Raw genomic sequence first — 25,906 nt, 5'->3', positions numbered from 1 at the left:
CCGGCCGGGGCGCCGCGGTATGCGGCGCGAATGACCAGTGTGCCAGCTTTGCTGGGGGCGATCAAGCAGCCCTGGGGATAGCCGCCAGCAGCGAGCGCGTGTAGGGGTGCCGCGGGTTGCGATACAGTTCGTCCGAGTCGGCCATTTCCACCACTTCACCCTTATGCATCACCATCACCTGGTCGGAAATGTACCTGACCACCGACAGGTCGTGCGAGATGAAAATATAGGACAGGCCGAATTCGTCCTGCAGGTCCTGCAGCAGGTTCAGCACCTGGGCCTGCACCGACACGTCCAGCGCCGATACCGACTCGTCGCATACCAGGATTTCCGGCTTCATGGTCAGGCAGCGCGCGATGGCAATGCGCTGCCGCTGGCCGCCGGAGAATTCGTGCGGATAGCGATGGTAGGCTTGCTGAGGCAACCCTACCCGCTCCAGCAGCGCCAGCGCCAGCTCTACCCGCTGGGCGTCGTCGGCGCCGATGCCGTGCAGCCGCATCGGTTCCAGCAGGATCTGGCCCACGGTAAAGCGCGGGTTCAGCGAGGCATACGGGTTCTGGAAAATGATCTGGATGCGGCGCTTGAACGGGCGGAACTCCTTGTCGCTCATCGCCAGCAGGTCACGCCCCTTGAACAGGGCGCTGCCGCCGCTGGCCTGGTGCAGGCGCAGCAGCGTCAGGCCGAGCGTGGACTTGCCGCTGCCCGATTCGCCGACCACGCCCAGTGTCTTGCCGCGCGCCAGCGTGAACGAGACGTCCTTGACAGCCTGGAATTCGCGCTTGCCGAACAGGCCTTCGCGCAGCCAGAAGCTCTTTTTCAGGCCCCGCACGTCCAGCACGATCTCATCGCCCGGAGCGCTGCCGCGCGCGCGCTGCGCCTGCTGCACGGCAGCGCCGAAGCGCCCTTCCATGTAGTCGCTGATCACCGGCAGGCGCACCGGGCGCGCGTCGAGCGATGGCCGGCAGTGCAGCAGCGCGCGCGTGTACAGGTCTTTCGGATCGGCGAACACCGCACGCGCATCGCCAGTTTCGCGCACTTCGCCGTGCCGCATCACGATCACGTCATCGGCAATTTCCGCCACCAGGCCCAGGTCGTGGGTGATGAACAGCACCGACATCCGGTGTTTCTTCTGCAGCCCGGCAATCAGTTCCATGATCTGCTTCTGGATCGTGACATCCAGTGCGGTAGTGGGCTCGTCGGCGATCAGCAGCTTGGGCCTGCAGGCTATCGCCATGGCGATCATCACCCTTTGCTGCTGGCCGCCCGACAACTGGCTCGGATAGGCGTCGATCCTGGCCGGCGGATCGGGGATGCCCACCTCTTCCAGCAACTCCAGCGTGCGGGCGCGGGCGCTGCGCCGGTCCATGCCCATATGCAGGCGCAGCACTTCGCCGACCTGGAAGCCGACCGTGAACACGGGGTTCAGCGAGGACATCGGTTCCTGGAAAATTATCGCAATATCCCTGCCGCACATGGCGCGGCGTTCACGTGCCGGCTGGTGCAGCACTTCGCGGCCCTCGAACAGCACGCTGCTTTGCTGGTCGATGAGGGTCGTTTGCGGCGGCAGCAGGCCCATGACAGCCAGCGAGCTGACCGACTTGCCGCTGCCCGACTCGCCCACCAGGGCGACCGTACGGTCATGCGGGATGTCGAAGGAAATGCCCTTCACCGCCTCGACAGTGTTCTTTTTGTCGGTACGGAAGCGGATACGCAAGTTGCGGACCTGTAGCAGCATGTCATTTCACCTTGGGGTCGAGCGCGTCGCGCAGGGCGTCGGCAAACAGGGAGAAGGCCGTGACCAGCAAGGCCATGGCGCTGGCGGCAGCAGTCAGCTGCCACCATTTGCCGAGAACGAGTTCATTCTGGGCCTCGTTCAGCATGGAGCCCCAGCTCACCACGCCGACCGGCACACCAAAGCCAAGGAAGGACAGGATCACTTCGGCCTTGATGAAGCCCACCACCAGGATCGACAGCTGCACCAGGGCCACGTGGCTGACATTCGGGAAGATGTGGCTGAACATCTTGCGCCAGGCCGAAGCGCCGATGGCGTCGGCAGCCAGCACGTATTCGCGCGCCTTGTGCTTGATGTATTCGGCGCGGATCAGGCGGTATGGGCCGGTCCAGCCGGTCAATCCAAGGATCAGGACTATGGTCAGCACACCTTTCTGCTGCAGCACGGCGGCCACGGTCAGGATCATCAGGATCGAGGGGATCGAGGTAAAGACGTTGTAGAACCAGTTCAAGAAATCGTCCACCACGCCGCCGTAAAAGCCGGAAACGGCGCCGAAAAACGTGCCCAGGCCAACTGCCAGCGTGGCCGCAGCCAGGCCGACCACGATCGAGGTTTCGCCGCCCTTGATGGTTTTCCTGATGATGTCGTGGCCCCATTTGTCAGCGCCGAACGGCAGGCTCGGAGCCCGTCCTGCAGCGGGCTCGGCGACCGCTTTGCCCAAGGTGGCGCGCAGCTCACGCAGGTCTTCCGCCAGCGGGTCGAATTCATTGGGGGGTGGCGCTGCGCTGCCGGCGTTGTCGGTCCCGGCGGCGGCATCGTGCGCCACCTGCACCGCAGGCGGCGCAGCAAATGTCGGCGGCGCATAGTTGAGCGCAACCTCCTCTTCCCAGTCGGCTGCTACGATGCCGCTGGCGGAAGCTGCGAGCAGGAGCAGGAAGCCGGCTACGACCGCCAGCGCCGCCATGGCAAGCCGGTCTGCCCGCAGGCGGCGCCAGGCCAGGGTCCACAGTCCGGCCGAGTCATGAATGGCATGCATGCGCTGTCCTTCTTACTTGAGCTGTACGCGCGGATCGACAGCCTGGTACAGCAGATCGGTCAGCAGGTTGAACACCATGGTCGCCACGGCTACGTAGACGGTAATCGCCTTGATCACGGGGAAATCGGAACGCTCCACCGCCAGGATCACTTCGCGCCCGATGCCCGGGATGCCGAAGAAGCGCTCCAGCAGGAAGGCGCCGATCAGCATGGCTGGCAAATTCGCCATCACGTGGGTAATGATCGGGATCGCCGCATTGCGCAGCACATGCAGCCACATCACGCGCCGCTCGGGCAAGCCCTTGGCGCGCGCCGTGCGCACGTAATCCTGCCCGACTTCGTCCAGCACGAAGCTGCGGTACAGGCGCAAGGTCGGCGCCAGCGACACAGCCAGCCCGATCAGGATGGGCAGCGCTGCGAAGCGCAGGTTCTCCGGCAAGCCGGCACCCCAGCCCTGCACCGGGAACCAGCCCGCCTTGTAGGCCAGCCAATACTGGAACACGATGATATAGACCAGGATGGAGATCGACATGCCTACCGTGCAAGCGACCATCACGGCGCGGTCGGCCAGCGAACCGCGCACGAAGGCCACCGCCAGGGCCAGTGCAATGCCCAGCACGGTTTCTAGCAAGGTCAGCGGCACCAGCACGGTCAGCGAAGGCCCCAGGCGGGAAGTGATGATGTCCGATACCGCTTCCCCGGTGGCCCAGCTCTGGCCAAAATCGAAAGTCGCGATCTGCTTCAGGAAAATTCCCAGCTGAACGTACCAGGGCTGGTCCACGCCAAGTTGGCGGCGAATATTGTCGATGCTGGCGGCGTCGGACATCTTGCCGGCCAGGATATAGGCAGGATCGCCACCTACCCAGTTGAACAGCACGAACACCAGTAACACAACACCCAGCAGTGTCGGCGCCATTTGCCAGATGCGACGTATTAAAAATGAAATCATCCTCGGTAATCAATCTATAACTGGTTCACTTGCTATCGTTTCATAAATGAGACGGATCTTCTCAAAATTGTATCGTTGGCCAGTTTTTAATTGACGCAATATTAGTCCAAATGCTCTCATCTTTCCCCGAGGAATCACATAGATGGTTCCTTCCAATGGGAGCGCCGAAGCAGTAGTCAAAAGCTGTAGCTCGTCTTTTTATTCCAAATTTTTGGAGATAGCAAACATGATGGAAAAAATCATGGCTCGTTCCGTACGGCTGGTTTGCGCCGGCGGTATGCTGGCCACCATAGCCGCCCCTGTCTTTGCGCAGGAAGCCCCGGCGCCAATGCAGCGCGTGGAAGTGACCGGCTCGAGCATCAAGCGTGCGACCCAGGAAACTGCATCGCCCATCCAGGTCATCAGCAAGGAAGACTTGATGAAGTCCGGCAAGGCAACCGTGGCCGAATACCTGCAGACCCTGACCGTTGACGGCGCCGGTTCGCTGCCGACTGGTTTCGGCAACGGCTTCGCTGCTGGCTCCACCGCGATTTCCCTGCGCGGCCTCGGTGCGACGTCGACCCTGGTACTGTTGAACGGCCGCCGCATGGCCCCATTCGCACGTGCCGACGACGGCCAGAAGAGCTTTACCGACCTGTCCACGGTGCCGATGCAGATCGTCGAGCGCATTGAAATCCTGAAAGACGGCGCTTCCTCCACCTACGGCGCAGACGCAATCGCCGGCGTGGTCAACATCATCCTGCGCAAGGACTTCGAGGGCCTGCAAGTCAAGGGTGATACCGGCTGGTCGCGCTACGACGACGGCAAGCAGAACAAGGCTTCCATCACCTACGGGCTGGGCAACCTGGACGAAGACAAGTACAACTGGGTGGTCAATGCCGAGTTCACGGATTCGGACCGTATCAAGAACAGCGACCGCAAGGACCGCGGCCACATCGGCAAGGGCGACCTGCGTCCGTACGGCTTCCCGGTCGGCACCCAGTTCGCCGGCGGCTACATCGCCGGCAACAACAACGCTTCGGCTGGTCCAGCCGGCGCGATCCGCAATCCGGCCACCCTGGATTACGTCGGCCTGCCTGGCTGCTCCACCCTGAGCGCCACCAAGGACCAGACCGGCGCCAACGGCGGCTGCCTGTGGCATCAGGATCAGTTCCGCGACATGCAGCCGGAGATCGAATCGGTCAACCTGTACACGCGCGGCACCTGGCAGGTCAATGGCGACACCCAGGTGTACGCTGAAGCCGGCTACTCGAAGCGCGATACCGCCTTCACCATGACGCCGCCATCGATCACGCCAACGGTGGCTTTCCCGCCGAATGCCGCCAACCCGCTGGGTTTCGTCAACTACGGCGCGCTGGCATTGATGGGCGCAAACCACCCGCAGAACCCATATGGCGTGGCGACCCGCGTGCGCTACACCGCGTTTGATATCGGCCCAAGCACCCGCTCGGCCAACAACGAGTTCAATCGATTCGTGGTGGGAATCAAAGGCGCGGTCGCCGGCTGGGACTACGACGCTGGCCTGACCCACTCCAAGTCCAAGCTGCACCTGGACTACAGCAATATGCTGAACCTGAACGTGCTGCGCACGGCAATGCGCGATCCGACCCAGTACGGCTGGTACTACATCGGCACCGAAGCGTCCAAGAACTCGGCTGCCCTGTACTCTGCCCTGGTCACCAACGCGACCTCGGATTCGACCACCAAGCTGGACGTGATCGACTTCCACGCTTCGCGTGAACTGTTCGCCCTGCCAGGCGGCAACCTGGGCCTGGCAGTCGGCGCCGAACACCGCCGTGAAAAGCTGGAAAACCCGTCGCTGTCCGGCTCGATCGACGGTTCGATCAACTCTTCCTACGTTGCAGCCTTCGGCGACAACAAGGTATCGGCAGTCTTCCTCGAACTGGCCGCCCCGGTGCTGAAAGGCCTGGAACTGAGCGCTGCCGTACGTTACGACAAGTACGACAGTTTCAATTCCACTACGCCTAAAGCCGGCTTCAAATGGACCCCGGTCAAGTCCTTCGCCCTGCGCGGTACTTACACCGAAGGCTTCCGTGCTCCTGGCCCAGCGGAAGGTTCCCCGCTGTCGCAATCGACCGGCACTTCCACCGTTACCGATCCAATCCGCTGCCCGAACGGCAAAACGCCGGCACCTGGCGGTGCTACCTCGACCGACTGCGGCATTCCGGTTGCAGCTGTGAAGGTTGGCTCCTCTGCCCTGAAACCTGAAACCTCCAAGGGCTCGACCCTGGGCATCGTGTGGGACCCGTTCGACGGCACCAGCCTGGCGCTCGATGCGTGGAAGATCAAGCGTAGCAACGAGATCAACCCGCTGCCATACAACGAAGCAGCTGCCCTGCCAACCGCCATCCGCAACGACAACAACCTGGTCGTCAACGGCGTCGTGATCCCGAATTCGGGCACCCTGGTGCTGACACAGGCGCCGTACCGCAACTCCAGCTTCACCGAAGTCAGCGGCGTGGACCTGGATGTCAAGCAGCGCATCCGCCTGGGCGAGTACGGCCGCGCAACTGTGGGCTTCGTATGGACCCATACCGCGACCTGGAAGCGTCACGAGTCCGCCACTACCGTGTACCAGTTCAACGGCACCCACGGCAACTGCGACACTTCAAACTGCGCCGGCACGCCTAAGAACAAGATGAACCTGAACGCATCTTGGGACTTCCGTGACTGGAACGTTGCCGGTATCGTCAACTACCGCGATAGCATGGAGAACGTCAAGTTCGCCGGTGATCCTTGCGCCTCCACCCTGGCCAACGGCCAGCCGGGCACCAACGGCTGCAAGATCGCCTCGTTCACCACCCTGGACCTGTCGGCGCGCTACAACGTGAACCAGCAGTTCACGGTGTTCGCTTCGATCAACAACGTGACCGACAAGATCGCGCCGCTGGACCCACTGACCTACGGCGGCATGAGCTACAACCCGATGGACGCTTCCGGCGCCATTGGCCGCTACTTCAAGCTCGGCGCGCAGTACAAGTTCTTCTAAGCCACGAGGCTTGAAGCACTCCCAAAACGGCACTTCGGTGCCGTTTTTTTTCACCCCTGCCGCAAGTTGTGTACACAAGGCGCATGTTTCTGAATAGTTACAATAAGAAATATTCAGTAGCAGAGCGATTGCGCCTTTCTGGCAAAAAGGAGCCAAATCCTTCCAACTACAGTAAAGATCTTCATCTCAGGCCAACTTCCCACACGCCTGGAGCCAGCCATTGTTGCGCTTTCGTAACAGTCTGTGGCTTTTTGTATCGAAAAGATTGCAAGACGAGAACACTTGCAAGAAAGTACTAGCAGCCTATTGCTAGGTTTTGCGCAAATGCAAAGAACAGTCCACCTTCTGGGAGATCAAAGAATTATGATGAAAGAGAACAGCCTGTCGTATGCAATCCGCCTGGCCTGCGCCAGCGGCTTGCTGGCAGCCGGAGTCTGTGCACCAGTTTTCGCCCAGCAAACTGACGCTGCCATCCAGCGCGTTGAAATTACCGGTTCGTCGATCAAACGCATTGCCCAAGAGGGTGCGTTGCCGATCCAAACCCTGAGCCGCAAGGACATCGATCAAACCGGCGTGCAGAACGTGGCCGACCTGGTTGCCCTGCTGCCTTCGATGCAGGGCATGATCACCTCGTCCGCTTCCATCAACGGCGGCGGCGGCGGCGTGCAGAGCGCATCGGTGCACTCGATCGGTACCGACTATACCCTGGTGCTGCTGAACGGCAAGCGCATGGCGCCTTATGGCACCGGCAGCGCCGTCAACCTGGCATCGATCCCGCTGGCAGCGGTTGAGCGCGTCGAGATCCTGACCGACGGCGCCTCCACGCTGTACGGCTCGGACGCCATCGCCGGCGTGGTCAACTTCATCCTGAAGAAAAACCAGAACGACCTGAACATCGACGCCACTTACAACCGCCCGCAACATAAAGGCGGCCAGAGCGCCAACGTCTCGATCACCAAAGGCTTCGGCAACTATGATAGCGACGGTTTCAACGTCATGCTGGCGTACAGCCACGACCAGAGCAAGGCACTGAACGCCACCCAGCGCCCGTTCGCCAACTCCGGCGTGGTCAAGTTCAGCAAGGACGGCAAGCAATATGCGACCTGGCAGAACTCGATCAACTCGATCCCGGCCAATGCCGACGTGTTCAACGGTCCCGATGTCGAAGCAACGTTCTCGCCGGACCTGGTCAACAACGGCAAGTGCAGCGGCCCCAACACGTTCGCGCGCAGCGGCGTTTGCCGCTACGACTATGCGGCAACCGTGGAACTGCTGCCTGAGCTGAAGCGTGACAGCCTGTTCACTTCCGGCGCGCTGAAGATCTCCGACAAGACCCGCCTGACCGGCGAGTTCGTCTATTCCAAGTTCACCAGCACCGCACGCTACGCGGCACCGGCGCAGCCGCTGACCACCATGAGCACCGATCCGGAAACCCACGTGAAGACCATCAGCCCGGTCTACATCGTGCCTTACAAGAAGTCGGTTGAGCCGCTGCTGGCTGGCCAGGGCATCGACCCGAACGCCGTGACCGACGCCTACCTGTACTACCGTGCGCGTGACGCGGGCGGCCGTACCGATGACTGGGGCACCAAGGCCCTGCACTTCTCCGTCGGCCTGGACTCCGAGTTCGCTGGCTGGGACGTCGGCGCAGCCTACACCCATTCGCAGAACAAGCAGACCGACAAGGCTGCAGGCGGCTACATGAGCGGCGACAAGTTCGAAGCCCTGGTCCAGTCCGGCGCTTACAACCCTTACGTCTTCGACCCGAATGCCGCTTCCATCCTGGCGCCGGCTGTGCTGCATGAAAACCTGTCGACCACCAAGTCCAAGCTGGACGTGCTGAGCGCCCACGCATCGCGTGAAGTGTTCGCCATGGCAGGCGGCAATGCCGCCCTGGGCCTGGGTGCCGACTACACCATGCAGAAGTATGAAGACTCGCCGAGCAGGATCGTGATGGGCCCTGGCCCAGGCAATCCGGGCTGGACCGACACCGTCATCGGCGGCAGCACTGGCTCCCAGCCGCTGGATGCCAAGCGCAACAACTGGGGTGCATTCGGCGAGCTGCAAATGCCTGTCATCAAAGGCCTGGACGTGACCGCTTCGGCGCGTTATGACAGCTACGACGCGGTCGACAAGCGCAATACCAGCTATGACGTAAACGGCAATCCGTCACTGGCAGGCAAGCAGGGCAAAGACGTCTCGAAGACTACCTTCAAGTTGTCCGCCCGCTGGCAGCCTTCGAAAGAAGTGATGCTGCGTGGCTCCTACGGCACCGGCTTCAAGGCGCCGACCATGAATGACATCTCCGACCCACTGAAAAACGCAGGCTCGTCGAACTTCTTCGCCTGCCCGATCAAGAACGCGGCCGACCCACGCTTCGCTTACTGCCGCGGCGTGCAGGAATACGGCCTGCTGACCGTGGGTAACCCAGGCACCGGCGCCGATGCGCTGAAGCCTGAAACCTCGAAGCAGGCGTCGATCGGCATGCGCCTGGAACCGATGGACTCGCTGTCGCTGGGCGTGGACTTCTGGGACGTGCGCCTGAAGAACCAGATCCAGAACCTGTCGCAGGACATGCTGTTCGGCACCGAAGCACTGGCCAACAAGTACGCCACCATCTACTTCGATCCGATCCAGAAATCGAAAGTCCTGGTGATGACCCAGTCGCCGCTGAACCTGGCCAGCTCGCGTTATCGCGGCATCGATCTCGATGCCACCTTCCGCGCCGCCACCCCGATCGGCAAGTTGACCACGAACTGGTCCGCCACCTATATGCTGAAGGCCGAAAAGACCGTGCCTGACGCAGACAAGCCTGGCGAAAACAAGACTGAAAGCAGCATCGCACGCTTCGACTCCTACGACGACGTGACCTTCCGCTGGATTTCGCGCCTGGTGTTCTCGCTGAAGTCGAGCGAGCAGTGGGCCAACTCGCTGACCGTGAACTACAAGTCCGGCTACGCCGACAAGAATTACACGGCCGACGATGGCCGCGTGCGCTCGGTCAACGACGACGGCACACTGGGCGGCTACGTCGACATGGAGGGCCGCAAGGTCAAGGCCTACACCACCCTCGACTGGCAGTCGAAGTACGTCTTCAACCAGAACCTGTCGATCACCGGTGGTATCCGCAACCTGCTGGACAAGGATCCGCCGCTGTCGATCCGCGACACCGGCGGCGGCAACCAGGTTGGCTACGACGGTCGCTACACCGACCCGCTGGGCCGTACCTTCTACCTGACTGCCAGCTACAAGTTCAAGTAACCCACCTTTAGCACGACTCCCGCTCCCCGCCCGCGCAAGTTGGCGGGGATTTTTTTATTGTCGCCTAATGTTTCATTTGTTTCACTTATCAAACATCCATTGCCAAACTAAGCCGCCGATGATCTGATAACACTCCCATTAATTTATTACTGAGATGTTTATCAATGATCATCGAGAAAGCCCTGTCGCGCACCCTGCGCGTGATGTTCGCCGGTAGCCTGGCCATCGGCAGCGCCGCCGCCATTGCCCAGGAAGCAAGCCCCGAAGCGCCGATGCAGCGCGTTGAAATCACCGGTTCCAGCATCAAGCGTATTGCTGCCGAATCCTCGCTGCCGGTGCAATCGTTCAGCCAGAAAGACATCAAGAAGTCCGGCGTGTCCACCGTGACCGACTTCATCCAGCAACTGCCAGCCATGCAGGGCTTCTCCGTGGCGGCCGACTCGGTCGGCGGCGGCGGCGGCGGCGTGACCACCGCCTCCATCCACGACATCGGCGCCGCCTACACCCTGGTGCTGCTGAACGGCCGCCGCGTCGCCCCGGCCAACTCCGGCACCACCATCGACCTGAACTCCATCCCGCTGTCGGCCATCGAGCGCGTGGAAGTGCTGACCGACGGCGCCTCCGCCCTGTACGGCGCCGACGCCATCGCTGGCGTGGTCAATTTCATCCTGAAAAAGGGTGCCACCGACTGGGAAATCAACGCCAAGTACTCGCGCCCTGAGCAGAGCGGTGGCGCCAGCAATGCCATCTCGCTGAGCAAGGGCTTTGGCGACATCGATGAAGACGGCTACAGCGTGTTCTTCTCGGTCAGCCACGATGAGCAAAAGCAGCTCAAGGCGTCCCAGCGCGACTTCGCGCGGACCGGCATCATCAACTTCACCGACCCGTCCAACGGCAAGCAGCTGCAGTTCATCAACGGCTCTTCCCGTTCGCTGCCAGCCAACGCCGGCGTGACGTACAACTCCAGCGAGATCGACCCAGGCACAGGCCAGCCGGTGGAAAAGACCGTCAACCTGAACCCGTATGCGCTGGCCCACGGCGGCAAGTGCGCCGCGGTCAATGCCGACTTCTACGGCGACGGCAACTGTTACTTCGACAGCGCCTCGACCATCGAGATCAACCCGAAATCGCAGCGCGACGCCCTGTTCTCGTCCGGTAGCGTCAAGCTCGGCAATTCCGGCTTCAAGGGCTTCTACGACCTGGCTTACACCGAAGCGAAAGTCGTCGCCTCGATCGCGCCTTACCCGGCCGACTTCTCGGTCGCCAAGGGTTCGGCTTTGTACAACAAGTACATCCAGCCACACCTGAGCGCCGAACAGGACGCCGGGGCCACCTCGGTCGTGGCCAAGTACCGCCTGTACGAAATGGGCAACCGCACCTATGACTACGGCACCAAGGCGACCCACCTGGTGGCTGGCGTGGACGGCGCGATTGCAGGCTGGGATGTCAACTCGGCCCTGACCTACTCCAAGAACAAGCAGACCCAGAAGTACGTCGGCGGCTTCCCGCTGGCGGACAAGTTCCAGGCTGCGATCGACGCCGGCAGCATCGACCCGTTCGCATACGGCCTGGGCGAAATGCCGCAAGCCATGCGCGACACCCTGCTGTCGACCGGATTCAACGGCACCTACAACACCCAGACCGTGGAAATGAAGGGCTGGGATGCCCGTGCCTCGCGCGAAGCGTTCACCCTGCCAGGCGGCGCGGCCCAGGTCGGCGTCGGCGTCGACTACCGCAACACCTCGTTCAAGGTCAACCAGGCCGACGTGGCCAAGAACGCCCAGATCCTGTTCGACAACCCGCAGGTGGACAGCGCCTACGAGCGCGACAACTTTGGCGCCTACACCGAGCTGGTCATGCCCGTCAGCAAAGCGCTGGAACTGACCGGTTCCGCCCGCTACGACCAGATCGGCGCCATCGACAACAACCTGACCGGCCAAAAAGTCGGCAACAAGGAAAACGCTGCCACCTGGAAGCTGAGCGCCAAGTACACCGCGGCCAGGAACCTCTTGTTCCGCGCCGCAGCCGGCACCGGCTTCCGCGCTGCCTCGATGCAGGAAATCGCCGGCCCGCTGGAAGACTGGGGCGTCACTGGCGGCAACTACCAGTGCCCGCTGACTGGCACCAGCCACCCGCTGGCCTCCTACTGCAACGGCGTGGTACGCCAGCAGTTCGAAGCCTTCCAGGGCGGCAACCCCGACCTGAAGCCGGAGAAATCCAAGCAGTGGAGCATCGGCACCGTGTTCGAGCCGACCAACTCGCTGTCGATGTCGCTTGACTTGTGGAACGTGGAAATCCGCGACCAGGTGACCGCCGTCTCCGAAGGCCTGATCTTCGACAACCCGGCCAAGTATGCCGAGCTGTTCACCACCAAGCACATCGGCTCGACCGGCAAGGACGTGCTGGCCATCAAGCTGCTGCCGATCAATATCGGCAAGGTGGAAAACCGCGGCGTCGACTATGACTTCACCCACAAGACCAAGCTGTTCGACGGCAAGCTGACCAGCCGCCTGGCCGGCACCTGGCTGATCCGTTCGCGCTACACCACGCCAGGCACCGACGACCAGTGGGAATCGAGCCTGAACCGCTACGGTTCGAACGACAAGGTCAGCTTCCGCCACGTGGTGCGCGCGTCGACCAGTTTCGAGCAGGCGCAATGGACCCATACCCTGAGCGCCAGCTACCGCAACGGTTACACCGACAAGGAACAATCCGTCGATGACTGCGCCGTGATCGTGGCTGGCCAACCGGGCGAATGCTATGGCATCACCCTGCAGGTGCCGAGCTACACCACCTTCGACCTGCAGACGGCTTACCGCCCGGTGAAGAACCTGGAAATCACCGGCGGCATCATCAACCTGTTCGACCGCGACCCGCCGTTCACCCTGCGCAACACCGGCTCGCACCAGGTGGGTTACAACCCATCCTATTCGTCGGCACTGGGTCGCCAGTTTTATGTGAGCGCCTCCTACAAGTTCTAAGCTGCAACGCTAAGACCAGCCCCGCCTGCCCGGGCGGGGCTTTTTATCGTTTCTGTAATTTTTGTGGCAAATCGGGCACACTTCCTTCCGTTTCAAAAGCTGCATTTCGGCAAATTCGAGCTCAATGTCAATTGCTCAAATTGTCGCCATCCCATCACTAAATCTCCTAACTCAGGCCAATTTACGTCTTTTCCATCGTTGCAAGCCAGCGCCAAAGCTGAAGTTGTCTCGATAACTTGCGACTTGGTTCTCATTGACACAGTTCGTCAATGAATGATTTGATAAGCGCGGACGTAAAGCAGAGACCACAAGTTGCACTGTTTGTCGTCAAACAAAAATTAAGGGCTGGCAACGGCCTTAAACAGTTTGTAATTCTTGGGAGTATCAAAGATATGTTGAAGGAAACCATTCTGTCCCGCTCGGTCCGCGTGATCTGCGCGGGGGGCCTGGCGCTTGGCATGCACGCCGCATTCGCACAAGAAGCAGCTGAACAGCCAATGCAACGCGTGGAAATCACCGGTTCCTCGATCAAGCGCATCGCTGCTGAGGCATCGCTGCCGGTTCAGACATTCAGCCAGAAGGATATCCAGCGCACCGGCGTCACCTCGGTCACCGACTTCATCCAGCAACTGCCTGTGATGCAGGGCTTCACCGCGTCGTCCGACTCGGTCGGCGGCGGCGGCGGCGGCCTGACCACCGCATCCATCCACGGTGTTGGCGAATCCTACACCCTGGTCCTGGTTAACGGCCGTCGTATCGCACCTGCGACCTCCGGCACCACCATCGACATCAGCACCATCCCGCTGGCAGCCGTTGAGCGTATCGAAGTGCTGACCGACGGTGCTTCCGCACTGTACGGCGCAGACGCGATCGCCGGCGTGGTTAACTTCATCATGAAGAAGGGCGCAGCTCCCCTGACCATCGACGCTAAATACAGCAAGCCACAGCACCCAGGCGGCACCGACCGCACCGTGTCCATTTCCAAAGGCTTCGGCGACTATGAGAATGATGGCTACAGCCTGTTCATGTCCTACAGCCACCAGGACGCCGACCGCCTGAAGGCTTCGCAGCGCGACTTCGCCAAGACCGGCATCATCAATTTCAACGATCCCAAGACCGGCAAGCCACTGCAGTTCTTCAACGGTTCTTCGCGGTCGATCCCTCCGAACGTGACCGTTGGCTACCTGGACAGCGCCGGCGAGAAGAGCTCGGTCTCGGTCAACCCTTACCTGAAGCTCAACGGCAAGTGCCCAGCCGCTCACGTTGATCTGGGCGACGGCCAGTGCTACTTCGACTACACCACCTCGGTGGAAATCTCTCCTGAAATCAAGCGCGATGGCTTCTGGGCCTCTGGCAGCCTGAAACTGGGCAACACCGGCTGGAAAGCCTTCTCCGATATCTCTTACAACAAGTCGGATATCTACGCCACCATCGCTCCATACCCAGCTGAATTCTCGCTGGCGAAGTCGAGCCCGCTATTCACCAAATACGTGCAGCCTTACCTGACCGCTGAGCAGCTCAACGGCATGACCTCGGCAACCGTCAAGTACCGTCTGCAAGACCTGGGTGGCCGCGCTTACGACTACCAGAGCAAGGCAAGCAACATCGTCGCTGGCGTGGAAGGTTCGGCAGCAGGCTGGGATATCAATTCCGCTGTGGTCTACTCTCGCAACAAGCAACCACAGAACTACCTCGGCGGCTTCCCGCTGGCCGACAAGTTCGATGCAGCTGTTGCGGCCGGCAAACTGGACCCGTTCCCATACGCACTCGGCGAAATGCCTCAGGACATGCAGGACGTGCTGCGCTCCACCCAATACGTTGGCAACTACAACACTACCGACGTTAAAGTGTACGGCTGGGACTTGCACGGTTCCCGCGAAGCCTTCTCCCTGCCGGCCGGCCCTGCCATGCTGGGTATGGGCGTAGACATTCGCAAGACCAAGTTCTCTCAGCTGGCTAACCAGGCTGTGGCAAATGCCGAAATCCTGTTCGACGACGTGCAGCCGGAATTCGCCTTCTCGCGCAAGAGCGGCGGCGTGTTCGGCGAACTGGAGACCCCAATCACCAAGGATTGGTCGGTTACCACTTCGGCGCGCTATGACCGCGTGACCAAGCTGAGCGACGACCTGCATGGCGGCAACCTGGGCAAAGATCAGTCCGCAGGCACCTTCAAGGTCAGCACCCGCTGGCAGCCAACCAAGACCATGGTATTCCGTGGCGCTTACGGCACCGGTTTCAAGGTCGCTTCCATGACCCAGATCGGCCAGCCACTGGCTGACTTCGGCGTGACCGGCGGTACCTACAACTGCCCTCTGAGCGCAGCCAATGGCCTGCAGAACCACCCACTGGCCCAATACTGCGACACCCGCGGCCAGCTGGAAGTGTTCCAGGGCGGCAACACCGAACTGAAGCCGGAAAAATCGCGCCAGTGGACCCTGGGTGCAGTATTCGAGCCAACTTCGAACTTCAGCGCCAAGATCGACCTGTGGTCGGTTGAAATCCGTGATGCGGTTGCCAGCGTCAGCGAAGACCTGATCGCCACCAACCCGAACAAGTACATCGAACTGTACACGGTGAAGCATAAGGCCTCCACCGGCCTGGACAAACTGGCTATCAAACTGCTGCCAATCAACATCGGCCGTCAGGAAAACAAGGGCGTGGACTACGACTTCCAGTTCCGCGAGAAAGTCTGGGAAGGCAAGCTGACCGCTCGCCTGGCCGGTACTTACCTGTACCACTCGAAGTACACCACTCCAGGTACCGACGACGAATGGCAGTCGAGCCTGAACGTGTACGGCGTCGATAACGCTGTGCAGTTCCGCAACGTGATCGCCACCAGCCTGACCTACGACATCGGTCGCTTCACCCACAACCTGACCGGCAACTTCCGCAATGGTTACAAGGACAAGCACCACGACGTGGACAACTGCGCGGTCAATACCAACGACGCAGCGGCGGAGTGCGTGGACGTGCAACTGGACGTGCCAAGCTACACCACCTTCGACTGGCAGACCACCTTCCGCGCCATCAAGGGCCTGGACCTGACCTTCGGCGTAAAGAACCTGACCGACCGCAACCCACCGCTGTCGCTGCGTAACACTGGTTCTCACCAGCTGGGCTACGACCCACGCTACGCCAGCGCGATCGGCCGTACCTACTACGTTGGCGCAACGTACAAGTACTGATCGCTGAAGTAGCCTGAGTGCAAAAAACCCCACCTGCGCAATGCGCAGGTGGGGTTTTTTATTGCTTTTTCAGCCTGCAGCCTTCGCAGATCGAACCCGCCCCTTGGGGCAGGCTCAAACCGCAGGTTTATTCGCCTTGCAGGCGGCGCTGGCGCACTGCGGCAGCCAGGTTTTCCAGCACCAGTACGCTGGCATCCCAGTCGATGCAGCCATCGGTGATCGACTGGCCGTAGGTCAATTCCTTGCCTGGCACCAGGTCCTGGCGTCCAGCCACCAGGTGCGATTCCACCATGACGCCAACGATGCGCGTATCGCCGCCCGCCACCTGCTGCGCGATGTCGGCGCAGACCGGCACCTGGTTTTCCGGCTTCTTCGAGGAATTAGCGTGCGAAGCATCGATCATCAGGCGCGCTGCCAGGCCGTAGCCGGAAATGGCCTTGCACGCTTCTTCCACGCTGGCCGCATCATAGTTCGGGGTCTTGCCTCCGCGCAGGATGATGTGGCAATCCTCATTGCCGTTGGTCGACACGATCGCCGAATGGCCGCCCTTGGTCACGGACAGGAAGTGATGCGGCTGCGATGCGGCCTTGATCGCTTCCACTGCGATCTTGGTGTTGCCGTCCGTGCCGTTCTTGAAGCCCACCGGGCAGGACAGGCCGGAAGCCAGTTCGCGGTGCACCTGGGATTCGGTGGTGCGGGCACCGATCGCGCCCCAGGAGATCAGGTCGGCGATGTACTGCGGGCTGATCACGTCCAGGAATTCGGTGCCGGCCGGCAGACCCATCTCATTGATGTCGCGCAGCAGTTCGCGCGCCATGCGCAGGCCATCGTTGATGCGGAAGCTGTTGTCCATGTAGGGGTCGTTGATCATGCCCTTCCAACCCACCGTGGTACGCGGCTTTTCGAAGTACACGCGCATCACGATTTCCAGGTCGCCCTTGAGGCGTTCGCGTACCGGCGCCAGGCGCCGCGCATACTCCAGCGCGGCTTTCGGGTCGTGGATCGAGCATGGGCCGATCACCACCATCAGGCGGTCGTCCTGTCCATGCAGGATGCGATGCAGCGCGACGCGCGCTTGGGAGGCCGTGTTGGATGCCGCTTCCGTGCAGGGAAATTCGCGAATCAGGTGCGACGGTGGCGTCAGCTCCTTCATTTCACGAATACGCAGGTCGTCGGTACGTTGCATGATGGTTTCTCCTGAGACTTAAATAAAATCGGTAAAAAAAAACCGCCATTACTGGCGGTTTGTCTTGTATCTGCTGGGATCTCGTTTTGCTGCTACGTGAACCGGCCGCTACTCCACCGCCTTTGGGTTGGAATTGCTAAAGTAAAAAAAGCCGGTAAAAAAGTGCAGGTGCATGGGTAGAGTTCCGCGGATTTCGATCCACTATAACAACAGTTAGCGCCCATTGCAAGCGAGGCTTGAGTTCGCTTGCAAGCAGGAAGTAGACGCGCAGGCGCAACACAAAAGAGTTTCCGAATAGTAGTTTTTGGCGATTGTTATCAGATATCAAATAGAATTTGTTCAACCTTTGCAAGTGCCTAACTCAAGCACTTCCGTCGGTCTTGGCACACCTTCTATTTGAGGAGAAGTACGTTGGCTACAATCAAGGCTAAATCCATGATCTATTCCCTGTTGTCAGCATTCGGCGCACTGGCGGTGTTGCCGGCCATGGCGCAGCAACAGGCTCCTGAAGAAAAAATGATCCGCGTCGAAGTGACCGGTTCGTCCATCAAGCGGCTGGTGTCGGAAACCTCCCAGCCGCTTTCCGTGTTCAAGGCCGAGGAATTCACCAAGCAAGGCCTGACCACCGCCCAGGAAGTCCTGGACCGCATCCCGTCCAACCAGACCAGTATGGGTGCCGGCAACGTGGTGGGCGGCAACGCCAGCGGCCTGCCGACCGGCGGCCAGGCCGTGGCCGACCTGCGCGGCCTCGGCGGCGACAAGACCCTGGTGCTGCTGAATGGCCGCCGCATCGCCAACCACCCCTATGACGGTGCCAGCGTCGACCTGAACGTGATCCCGGTGGCGGCACTGGAGCGGGTCGAAGTACTGCGCGACGGTGCTTCGGCCATCTACGGTACCGATGCCATCGGCGGCGTCATCAACTTCATCACCAAGCGTTCCGTGACCGGCACCACCGTCACGGCCGAGACCATGCTGCCGCGCGAATCGGGCGGCAAGGAACGCCGCGCCAATATCGTCAGCGGCATCGGCAACCTCGACCAGGATGGCTGGAACCTGATGGGCGTGCTGGACTGGCAGAAGCAGGATGTACTGACCTCGCAACAGCGCGACTTCTCGAAGACTGCCGTGATCCCCGAACGCGGCATGACTGTATCGGACGGCACCTCCGGCACTACCTTCCCCGGCAACTACTTCGATCCGGTCACCGAAGCCACCGGCAACCCCGGCTTTGCCGGCGGCTGCAACCCGCCGCTCTCGCTGCCGCGCGCCTCGGATGGCACCTGCCGCCAGGACTATACGCGCCAGATCGACGACCTGCCTGAGCAGGACCGCCTGGTCTTCTTCGGCAAGGCAGCATTCAAGCTGAACGCCGATACCACGGCCAGCCTGGAATACCTGCACTCGCGTAACAAGGTCGTGTCGCGCACCGCGCCGCCGCCGCAGACCGGCCTGTCGCTGCCCATCACCAGCCCTTACTATCCAGGTAATTCGGGCGGCGTGCCGGCCCAGCCTAACCTGTCGGGCGAGCCGCTGTCGGTCAACTGGCGTCCAACGGAAGCCGGCCAGCGCCGCATCAACTCCAAGGGTGAAGGCGACCGCCTGGTGGCCGCGCTGGAAGGCATCGCCGCAGGCTGGGACTACAAGGCCGGCCTGAACCACTCGGTCAGCAAGTCTGAAGAAAACTTTACCGGCGGCTATGTGCAGGACGCCGGCTTCGCTGCCGGCGTGCAGAACGGCATCCTGAATCCCTTCGGCCTGCAAAATGAAGCCGGCCGTGCCTACCTGGCCAGCGTGGCCCTGCGCGGCAAGGTGCAGGACGCCAAGAACAAGTCCACTACCTTTGACATCAAAGGTTCGCGCGACGTGATGCAACTGGCCGGCGGCGCCATGGCGGTCGCGCTCGGCGCCGAATACCGCAAGGAAGACGCCGACTTCAACGTGAACCGCGATATCGCGGGCCAGGCGTCCAGCTCCGGCCTGTCCGGTTCGCAGTCCAAGACCGGTTCGCGCAATGTGAAAGCGGTGTACGGCGAATTGAGCGTGCCGCTGATCAAGGACCTCGACATCCAGGCCGCGGTGCGCTACGACCATTACAGCGATGCGGGCAGCACCACCAATCCGAAACTGGGCGTGCGCTACCAGCCGATGCAGCAACTGCTGCTGCGCGCATCGGCCAGCACCGGCTTCCGCGCCCCGACCCTGTTCGAGAAGAACGCGCCGCAGTCGAAGAACGACACCAGCAACTCCTACGACGACCCGATCCTGTGCCCGGGCGGCGTGCCGCAGCCTGGAGCCAACCCGCTGCGCGATTGCGACCTGCAGCAGTTCAAGCTGCAAGGCGGCAATGCTGCGCTGACGCCGGAAAAATCCAAGACCTTCTCCTTCGGCGCCGTGTTCGAGCCGGTGCGCAATACGACCATTGCGCTGGACTACTGGAACATCCGCCTGAAAGACAAGATCGGCGCCCTGCCGGAGCAAGCGATCTACGGCAACTATGCGAAGTACAAGGATCGCTTCCTGCGCAACCCGGACGGCTCGCCGTTCGCCATCCTCGACCTGAACGAAAACCTGGGCCGGGTCAAGACCGACGGTATCGACCTGAGTGCAACTGTCAGCTCCGGCCGCACCGCATACGGCAACTTCAGCTTCACCCTGGACGGTACCTGGGTCCACAGCTACAAGTACCAGAACGAGCGCGACGGCGCGTTCATCCAGAACGTCGGTACTTACGGCGACAACGGCCCGATCATGCGCTGGCGCCACAATGCCTCGCTGACCTGGCGCGAAGGCCCATGGAGCGCGACGCTGTCGCAGAACTTCAAGTCCGGTTATGTAGACCAGAACTTCGTGGCGCCGGAATTCTTCAACAAGGTCGACTCCTACCAGCTGTGGAACCTGTCGGCGACCTACACCGGCTGGAAGGGCCTGACCCTGACTGGCGGCGTGAAGAACCTGCTGGACAAGGACCCGCCGTTCACCAACCAGGGCACCGTGTTCCAGAAGGGGTATGACCCGCGCTACTCCGACCCGATCGGCCGCGCCATCTACCTGCGCGCCAGCTACAGCTTCTGACTCGTGCGTAATAATACGTAAGCTAAAGAGAAATACGGTATCTAAAACTAAACCCCAATTGTTGGCATCCAACAATTGGGGTTCTTTAATTGGTCGGCTTGTTTAGCTTTCTGCCGGTAATTCTGTTGTTTTTACGCGAACCGCTTGTTACCCAATCGCCGCGCGGGAAGAAAGCCGAAAGATTAAGTGAAACCACCGAAAAAGTCGTATACACAGGTGAATTCCCTCGATTTCGCTACATTTTCGCGACATTTGGCCTGTTTTGCGCAAATACTACTTTTCATTTGCAAGTTATTTTCGGCAAAGATTTTTTGTAACGCCCTATTCCCTTGCCAATTGAAAAATATTATAAAAGATAGATCTCTTGCAAAAGAGTTATCCCCACCTTTTGGAGAATGTTCAATGCAACAAAAGAAACTGGTTGTGAATCTGCGCCGCTGCCTGCCTTACCTGGCTGCGCCGCTGCTGCTGTCTTCTGTGGCCGCCCAAGCCCAGCAGGCCACCGCGCCAATCCAGCGCGTTGAAATCACCGGCTCGCACATCCGCCGTGCCGAAGCCGAGTCCTCGAACCCGATCCAGGTACTGTCGCGTGCGGACATTGAAAAGTCCGGCAAGACCACCGTCGCCGAACTGCTGCAAACGCTGGCAGTCGACAACCAGGGTTCGGTCCCGACTTCCTTCGGTAACGGCTTCGCTTCCGGCGCATCGGGCATCTCTCTGCGCGGCCTGGGGGCAGCTTCCACCCTGGTACTGCTGAACGGTCGCCGCATGGCACCGTACGGCCTGGCTGACGACGGCCAGAAAGTGTTCTCCGACCTGAACGTGATCCCGGCCGAGGCGGTCGAGCGCGTTGAAGTGCTGAAAGGCGGCGCCTCCGCCCTGTACGGTTCGGACGCGATTGCCGGCGTGGTCAACATCATCCTGCGCAAGGAAATCAAGGGCACCACCGTGCGCGCCAGCCAAGGCCTGTCGCAAGAACGCGATGGCGGCGATACCCGCCTGGCACTGACCACCGGCTTCGGCGACCTGGACAGCGATCGCTACAACGTGCTGTTCAACGCTGAGTTCGGTCTCAAGCGCGAAGTATGGAACCGCGACCGCAGCGACCGCGGTGCCATCGGCAAGAGCGACCTGCGCGACTTCGGTTTCAGCGCCCAGGAATCGCTGGGCGGCACCGGCGCCATCGTCGACAACAACCTGGCCGGCAGTTCCATTGTCGGTAACGTTCGCAATCCAACGACTCTGGACTACTACAGCCGCAGCAACCTGGCTGGCGTGGGCTTCACCCGCACCTTCCCAGGCGCCGACTGCAGCAAGCTGACCAGCCATCCGCAAGGTGACCCATTGGGCGGCTGCCTGACCGACGCTGCGCAGGAATACGGCCAGATTCAGCCACGCCAGAAGACTGCCAACCTGTTCACCCGTGCCACCGTCAACCTGAGCCAGGATTGGCAAGCCTACTTCGAAGGCAATGCCTACCGCAGCGAATCGATCGCCAGCGGCACGCCATCCGGCATTTCCGGCAGCGTTGGCTATCCTGGAGGTCCGGTCAGCAACGCGGCCGTGGCTCTGGGTGCAACCCACCCTGACAACCCTTACTTCGGCACCGCCGCCCGCCTGCGCTATCTTGCTGCGGACGTCGGCCCACGTGTCAGCAACGTCGACTCCAACTTCTATCGCGCCCTGATCGGCGTGAAGGGTACTGCTGCCGGCTGGGATATCGACACCGCCTACCTGTACTCGGCAACCAAGGTCAGCAACGAGCGTAGCGGCTACCTGCAGCGCGATGTTACCTTCGCCCTGCTGAACCCGACCGCAGCCAACGTCGCCGCGGCCATGGGCAACGCGCGCTACGCAGCCCTGCCTGCCGGCAGCTTCTGGCGCATCGGCGAGAACGCCGGCCTGAACTCGCGCGAACTGTACGCCGCCCTGTCGCCGAACATTTCCAACGATGCAGCAACCAGCATCTCGCAAATCGACTTCAAGGCTTCGCGTGAAATCGCCAAGTGGGAAGCTGGTTCGGTTGGCCTGGCATTCGGCGCAGAATACCGCCGCGCCGAAACCCGCCTGGCTCCGACCGAGGGTACCGACAAAGGCAACATCATCGGCCTCGGCTACTCGGCCTATGACGGCAAGCGCAACGAAAGCGCGGTATACGCTGAAATGGCGATCCCGCTGCTTAAGACCCTGGAAGCGCAAACCGCAATTCGTTGGGACCATTTCTCCGACGTCGGCAATTCCTACACGCCGAAGCTGGGCCTGAAATGGAATCCGACCGGCAACTTCGCGCTGCGTGCGAATGCGGAGCGTGGTTTCCGCGCGCCAAGCGCAGCAGAAAACGGCAAAGGCGGCCTGGCGGCGTTCTCCACCGCAACCGACCCGGTACGTTGCGCCCTGGGCGTAGCATCGGCCTGTAACCCTGCTTCGGTCGCGATCATCACCAGCCCGAACCCGGCCCTGTCGCCGGAACGCTCGAAGAGCTACTCGGTGGGCATCTTGTGGGATCCGATGCCACGTACCAGCTTCGCACTCGACCTCTGGCAGATCAAGCGTACCAACGAGATCAACCAGGAGCAGACCGATGCCGCAATCGCTGCCGGCCACGTCGCACGTGACCCGTCGACCGCCACCAACATTCCTGGCGACCCAGGTGCTATCACCGCCGTGCTGGCCAATTACGTGAACTCGGCTTCGACCATCGTACGCGGTGTCGACCTGGATGCACGCAAGAGCTTCGCGCTGGGCGACGGCAATGGCACCCTGACTATCGACGCCAAGTGGACCCACTTGATCAAGATGGAGCGCGAAGAGAAGGATGGCAGCAAGCGTGACTTCGCTGGTACCCACGGTAACTGCGACGCCACCAACTGCATGGGTACGCCAGACAACCGCGTGAACCTGGGCGTTACCTGGGAACGTGATGCGCTGCGCATGTCGCTGAACATGAACTACCGCGACAAGCTGGACAACATCAACTTCAAGGATGACCCGGATGGTTGCGCGTCCCACTTCGCTAACGGTGAGCCAGCTCCAGCAGGTTGCAAGATCTCGTCCTTCACCACGTTCGACCTGGTGGGCCGTTATCGCCTGAGCGACAAAGCTGAACTGTTCGGCTCGATCAACAACCTGTTCGACAAGAAGGCTCCGCTGGATCCACTGACCTATGGCGCCCAAAGCTACAACCCGCTGGACTACAGCGGCGCTCTGGGCCGTTACTTCAACATTGGCATGCGCTACAAGTTCTAAGCAGGCGGGGCACATCGCCCCTGACAGCCGCGCCCTTCGGGGCGCGGTTTTTTTTTGATCACTCGCCTTTGATCAGGCTCGCTACCTTGGTGGTGATGATGTCCACCGCCGGCCCGTTGGCGCCGTGCGGCAGGATCACGTGCGCGTGGCGCTTGGTCGGCTCGATGAACTGCTTGTACATCGGCCGCACGGTTTCCATATACTGGTTGATCACGCTCTCCGTGCTGCGGCCGCGCTCCGCGATATCGCGCTGCAGACGGCGGATAAAGCGTACGTCAGCCGCGGTGTCGACGAAGATCTTCAGCGACATCTGCTTGCGCAGGTCGGCGTCGTACAGCGCGAACAGGCCCTCGACGACGATCACCGGCGCCGGCTTGACCGTGATGGTCCGGGTGGTGCGGTTGTCGATGGAGAAGTCGTACACCGGCATCTCGATCGACTGGCCCTCACGCAGCTTTTGCAGGTGTTCGATCATCAGGGCCCAGTCAAAGGCTTCCGGATGGTCGTAATTGACCTTGCGCCGGTCTTCGGGCGACATATGGGTCTGGTCCAGGTAGTAGTCGTCCTGCAGGACAACCGACACCACTTCCGAGCCAAAGGATTTCAGCACTTCGCGCGTGACCGTCGACTTGCCGCTGCCGCTGCCGCCTGCGACGCCAATCACGAAGGGTTTGTTGCTCGAATTGTTCATGTGATTTCCGTCCCAGGCAAAAAAAACCGGGTATTTTACCCGGTCTTTGCGCTGCACCCGTTCTTAGGCGGTGCCGCCGACTGTCACGCCATCCAGGCGCAGGGTCGGCTGGCCGACGCCGACCGGCACGCTCTGCCCCTCCTTGCCGCACACGCCGACACCCGGGTCGAGCTTCATGTCGTTGCCAATCATGGTGATGCGGTTCATCACGTCCGGGCCGTTGCCGATCAGGGTGGCGCCCTTGACCGGATAGGTCACCTTGCCGTCTTCGATCATGTAGGCCTCGGAAGCCGAGAACACGAACTTGCCGTTGGTGATGTCGACCTGGCCGCCGCCGAAGTTGACCGCGTAGATGCCGTTCTTCACAGAAGCCAGGATCTCCTGCGGATCCTTGTCGCCGCCCAGCATATAGGTGTTGGTCATGCGCGGCATCGGCAGGTGCGCGAACGACTCGCGGCGCGCATTGCCGGTGACGTTCATCTTCATCAGGCGCGCATTCATGGTGTCCTGGATATAACCCTTCAGCACGCCGTCTTCGATCAGCGTCGTGCACTGGGTCGGGTTGCCCTCGTCGTCGATGTTGAGCGAGCCGCGGCGGTTGGCCAGCGTGCCGTCATCGACCACGGTGACGCCCTTGGCTGCCACGCGCTCGCCGATGCGGCCGGAGAAGGTGGAAGAACCCTTGCGGTTGAAATCGCCCTCCAGGCCGTGGCCGATCGCTTCGTGCAGCAGGATGCCCGGCCAGCCCGGGCCCAGCACCACGGTCATCGGGCCGGCCGGCGCCGGGCGCGAATCAAGGTTCACCAGGGCCGATTTCACCGCATCGGTCGCATACTGGTCCAGCAGCGCGTCGGTGAAATAGCTGTATTCATAGCGCCCGCCACCGCCGGAAGAGCCGACTTCGCGGCGGCCGTTCTGTTCCACGATCACGGTCACCGACACGCGCACCAGCGGGCGGATGTCGGCCGCCAGCACGCCATCGCTGCGCACCACCAGCACTACGTCGTATTCGCCAGCCAGGCCAGCCATCACCTGCACCACGCGCGGATCCTTGGCGCGCGCCATCTTCTCCACGCGTTCGAGCAGCTTGACCTTGGATGCCGCATCAAGCGACACCAGCGGGTCATGCGGCATGTACAGCGAACGGCCGCCGACCGGCGTCATCTTGCCGGCCACCTTGATCTTGCCGGCGCCAGCGCGGGCAATGGTGCGCGTTGCCGCGGCAGCGTCCAGCAGCGCCGCTTCGGAGATCTCATCGGAATAGGAGAAGGCGGTCTTGTCGCCCGACACGGCGCGCACGCCGACGCCCTGGTCGATCGAGAACGAACCGGTCTTGACGATGCCTTCTTCCAGGCTCCAGCCCTCGTTCTTGGTGAACTGGAAGTACAGGTCGGCGTAGTCGACCTTATGGGTGAACATGCTGCCGAGTGCAGTCAGCAGCTTGCTTTCATCCAGGCCAAAAGGCGTCAGCAAGATATCTTTCGCTGCGGCCATGGCGGACAGGTTAGGGTCGAATGGTTTCATATGAGAAGAATTCTTTGAAATGTGCTCTTAG

Annotated in this window: 12 protein-coding genes; 6 read left to right on the top strand and 6 right to left on the bottom strand. The window is 61.2% G+C overall.

What is annotated here, in order from left to right:
- Nucleotides 1-61 precede the first annotated feature (61 nt).
- The 3 genes from ACN9MU_RS08930 to ACN9MU_RS08920 are packed head-to-tail and all read right to left on the bottom strand — an operon-like array spanning nucleotide 62 to nucleotide 3,716.
- Nucleotides 62-1,735, bottom strand: coding sequence for an ABC transporter ATP-binding protein (locus ACN9MU_RS08930; RefSeq protein WP_426337153.1), 1,674 nt, complete (start codon nucleotides 1,733-1,735; stop codon nucleotides 62-64).
- Nucleotide 1,736: 1 nt separating this feature from the next.
- Nucleotides 1,737-2,768, bottom strand: coding sequence for an ABC transporter permease (locus ACN9MU_RS08925; protein WP_426337152.1), 1,032 nt, complete (start codon nucleotides 2,766-2,768; stop codon nucleotides 1,737-1,739).
- 12 nt (nucleotides 2,769-2,780) lie between these two features.
- Nucleotides 2,781-3,716 (bottom strand): ABC transporter permease, encoded by a 936-nt coding sequence (locus ACN9MU_RS08920; RefSeq protein WP_426321763.1) that lies wholly within the window; start codon nucleotides 3,714-3,716, stop codon nucleotides 2,781-2,783.
- 241 nt (nucleotides 3,717-3,957) lie between these two features.
- Here ACN9MU_RS08920 and ACN9MU_RS08915 point away from each other — a divergent pair, with 241 nt between their 5' ends.
- The 4 genes from ACN9MU_RS08915 to ACN9MU_RS08900 all read left to right on the top strand — a co-directional run bounded on the left by ACN9MU_RS08915 (nucleotide 3,958) and on the right by ACN9MU_RS08900 (nucleotide 16,153).
- On the top strand, nucleotides 3,958-6,726 hold the full coding sequence (locus tag ACN9MU_RS08915; protein WP_426169802.1) for a TonB-dependent receptor: 2,769 nt from the start codon (nucleotides 3,958-3,960) through the stop codon (nucleotides 6,724-6,726).
- Nucleotides 6,727-7,089: 363 nt separating this feature from the next.
- On the top strand, nucleotides 7,090-9,987 hold the full coding sequence (locus ACN9MU_RS08910) for a TonB-dependent receptor (protein WP_426169799.1): 2,898 nt from the start codon (nucleotides 7,090-7,092) through the stop codon (nucleotides 9,985-9,987).
- A 164-nt stretch (nucleotides 9,988-10,151) separates the two neighbouring features.
- Nucleotides 10,152-12,968: a TonB-dependent receptor gene (locus tag ACN9MU_RS08905; RefSeq protein WP_426169797.1), complete on the top strand. Its 2,817-nt coding sequence runs from the start codon at nucleotides 10,152-10,154 to the stop codon at nucleotides 12,966-12,968.
- A gap of 392 nt (nucleotides 12,969-13,360) precedes the next feature.
- Nucleotides 13,361-16,153: a TonB-dependent receptor domain-containing protein gene (locus ACN9MU_RS08900; RefSeq protein WP_426169794.1), complete on the top strand. Its 2,793-nt coding sequence runs from the start codon at nucleotides 13,361-13,363 to the stop codon at nucleotides 16,151-16,153.
- Between the two features lie 127 nt (nucleotides 16,154-16,280).
- Here the strand turns inward: ACN9MU_RS08900 and aroG are convergent, their stop codons facing one another.
- Nucleotides 16,281-17,339, bottom strand: a complete 1,059-nt coding sequence (aroG, locus tag ACN9MU_RS08895; protein WP_426169791.1) for a 3-deoxy-7-phosphoheptulonate synthase AroG — start codon at nucleotides 17,337-17,339, stop codon at nucleotides 16,281-16,283.
- A gap of 435 nt (nucleotides 17,340-17,774) precedes the next feature.
- On the opposite strand from aroG, the gene ACN9MU_RS08890 reads away from it, so the two are divergent.
- Both ACN9MU_RS08890 and ACN9MU_RS08885 read left to right on the top strand, forming a co-directional pair.
- Nucleotides 17,775-20,414, top strand: coding sequence for a TonB-dependent receptor (locus ACN9MU_RS08890; protein ID WP_426169789.1), 2,640 nt, complete (start codon nucleotides 17,775-17,777; stop codon nucleotides 20,412-20,414).
- Nucleotides 20,415-20,816: 402 nt separating this feature from the next.
- Nucleotides 20,817-23,660, top strand: a complete 2,844-nt coding sequence (locus ACN9MU_RS08885) for a TonB-dependent receptor (RefSeq protein ID WP_426344440.1) — start codon at nucleotides 20,817-20,819, stop codon at nucleotides 23,658-23,660.
- Nucleotides 23,661-23,718: 58 nt separating this feature from the next.
- Here the strand turns inward: ACN9MU_RS08885 and udk are convergent, their stop codons facing one another.
- On the bottom strand, nucleotides 23,719-24,351 hold the full coding sequence (udk, locus tag ACN9MU_RS08880; RefSeq protein ID WP_426169784.1) for a uridine kinase: 633 nt from the start codon (nucleotides 24,349-24,351) through the stop codon (nucleotides 23,719-23,721).
- A 63-nt stretch (nucleotides 24,352-24,414) separates the two neighbouring features.
- A complete protein-coding gene (tldD, locus tag ACN9MU_RS08875) occupies nucleotides 24,415-25,875 on the bottom strand; it encodes a metalloprotease TldD (protein ID WP_426321757.1) in 1,461 nt (486 codons plus the stop codon).
- Nucleotides 25,876-25,906 lie beyond the last annotated feature (31 nt).

It is taken from the genome of Pseudoduganella sp. R-32 (genome assembly GCF_049913245.1).
GTDB lineage: Bacteria > Pseudomonadota > Gammaproteobacteria > Burkholderiales > Burkholderiaceae_D > Rugamonas.
Note: the sequence above shows the minus strand (reverse complement) of the source record. Positions and strands in the feature narration are given on the sequence as shown.

Bases quoted from the DNA above. Each gene is read 5' to 3' on its own strand.
- ACN9MU_RS08930 (WP_426337153.1), bottom strand. From the start codon at position 1,735: ATGCTGCTACAGGTCCGCAACTTGCGTATCCGCTTCCGTACCGACAAA.
- ACN9MU_RS08925 (WP_426337152.1), bottom strand. From the start codon at position 2,768: ATGCATGCCATTCATGACTCGGCCGGACTGTGGACCCTGGCCTGGCGC.
- ACN9MU_RS08920 (WP_426321763.1), bottom strand. From the start codon at position 3,716: ATGATTTCATTTTTAATACGTCGCATCTGGCAAATGGCGCCGACACTG.
- ACN9MU_RS08915 (WP_426169802.1), top strand. From the start codon at position 3,958: ATGGCTCGTTCCGTACGGCTGGTTTGCGCCGGCGGTATGCTGGCCACC.
- ACN9MU_RS08910 (WP_426169799.1), top strand. From the start codon at position 7,090: ATGATGAAAGAGAACAGCCTGTCGTATGCAATCCGCCTGGCCTGCGCC.
- ACN9MU_RS08905 (WP_426169797.1), top strand. From the start codon at position 10,152: ATGATCATCGAGAAAGCCCTGTCGCGCACCCTGCGCGTGATGTTCGCC.
- ACN9MU_RS08900 (WP_426169794.1), top strand. From the start codon at position 13,361: ATGTTGAAGGAAACCATTCTGTCCCGCTCGGTCCGCGTGATCTGCGCG.
- aroG (WP_426169791.1), bottom strand. From the start codon at position 17,339: ATGCAACGTACCGACGACCTGCGTATTCGTGAAATGAAGGAGCTGACG.
- ACN9MU_RS08890 (WP_426169789.1), top strand. From the start codon at position 17,775: ATGATCTATTCCCTGTTGTCAGCATTCGGCGCACTGGCGGTGTTGCCG.
- ACN9MU_RS08885 (WP_426344440.1), top strand. From the start codon at position 20,817: ATGCAACAAAAGAAACTGGTTGTGAATCTGCGCCGCTGCCTGCCTTAC.
- udk (WP_426169784.1), bottom strand. From the start codon at position 24,351: ATGAACAATTCGAGCAACAAACCCTTCGTGATTGGCGTCGCAGGCGGC.
- tldD (WP_426321757.1), bottom strand. From the start codon at position 25,875: ATGAAACCATTCGACCCTAACCTGTCCGCCATGGCCGCAGCGAAAGAT.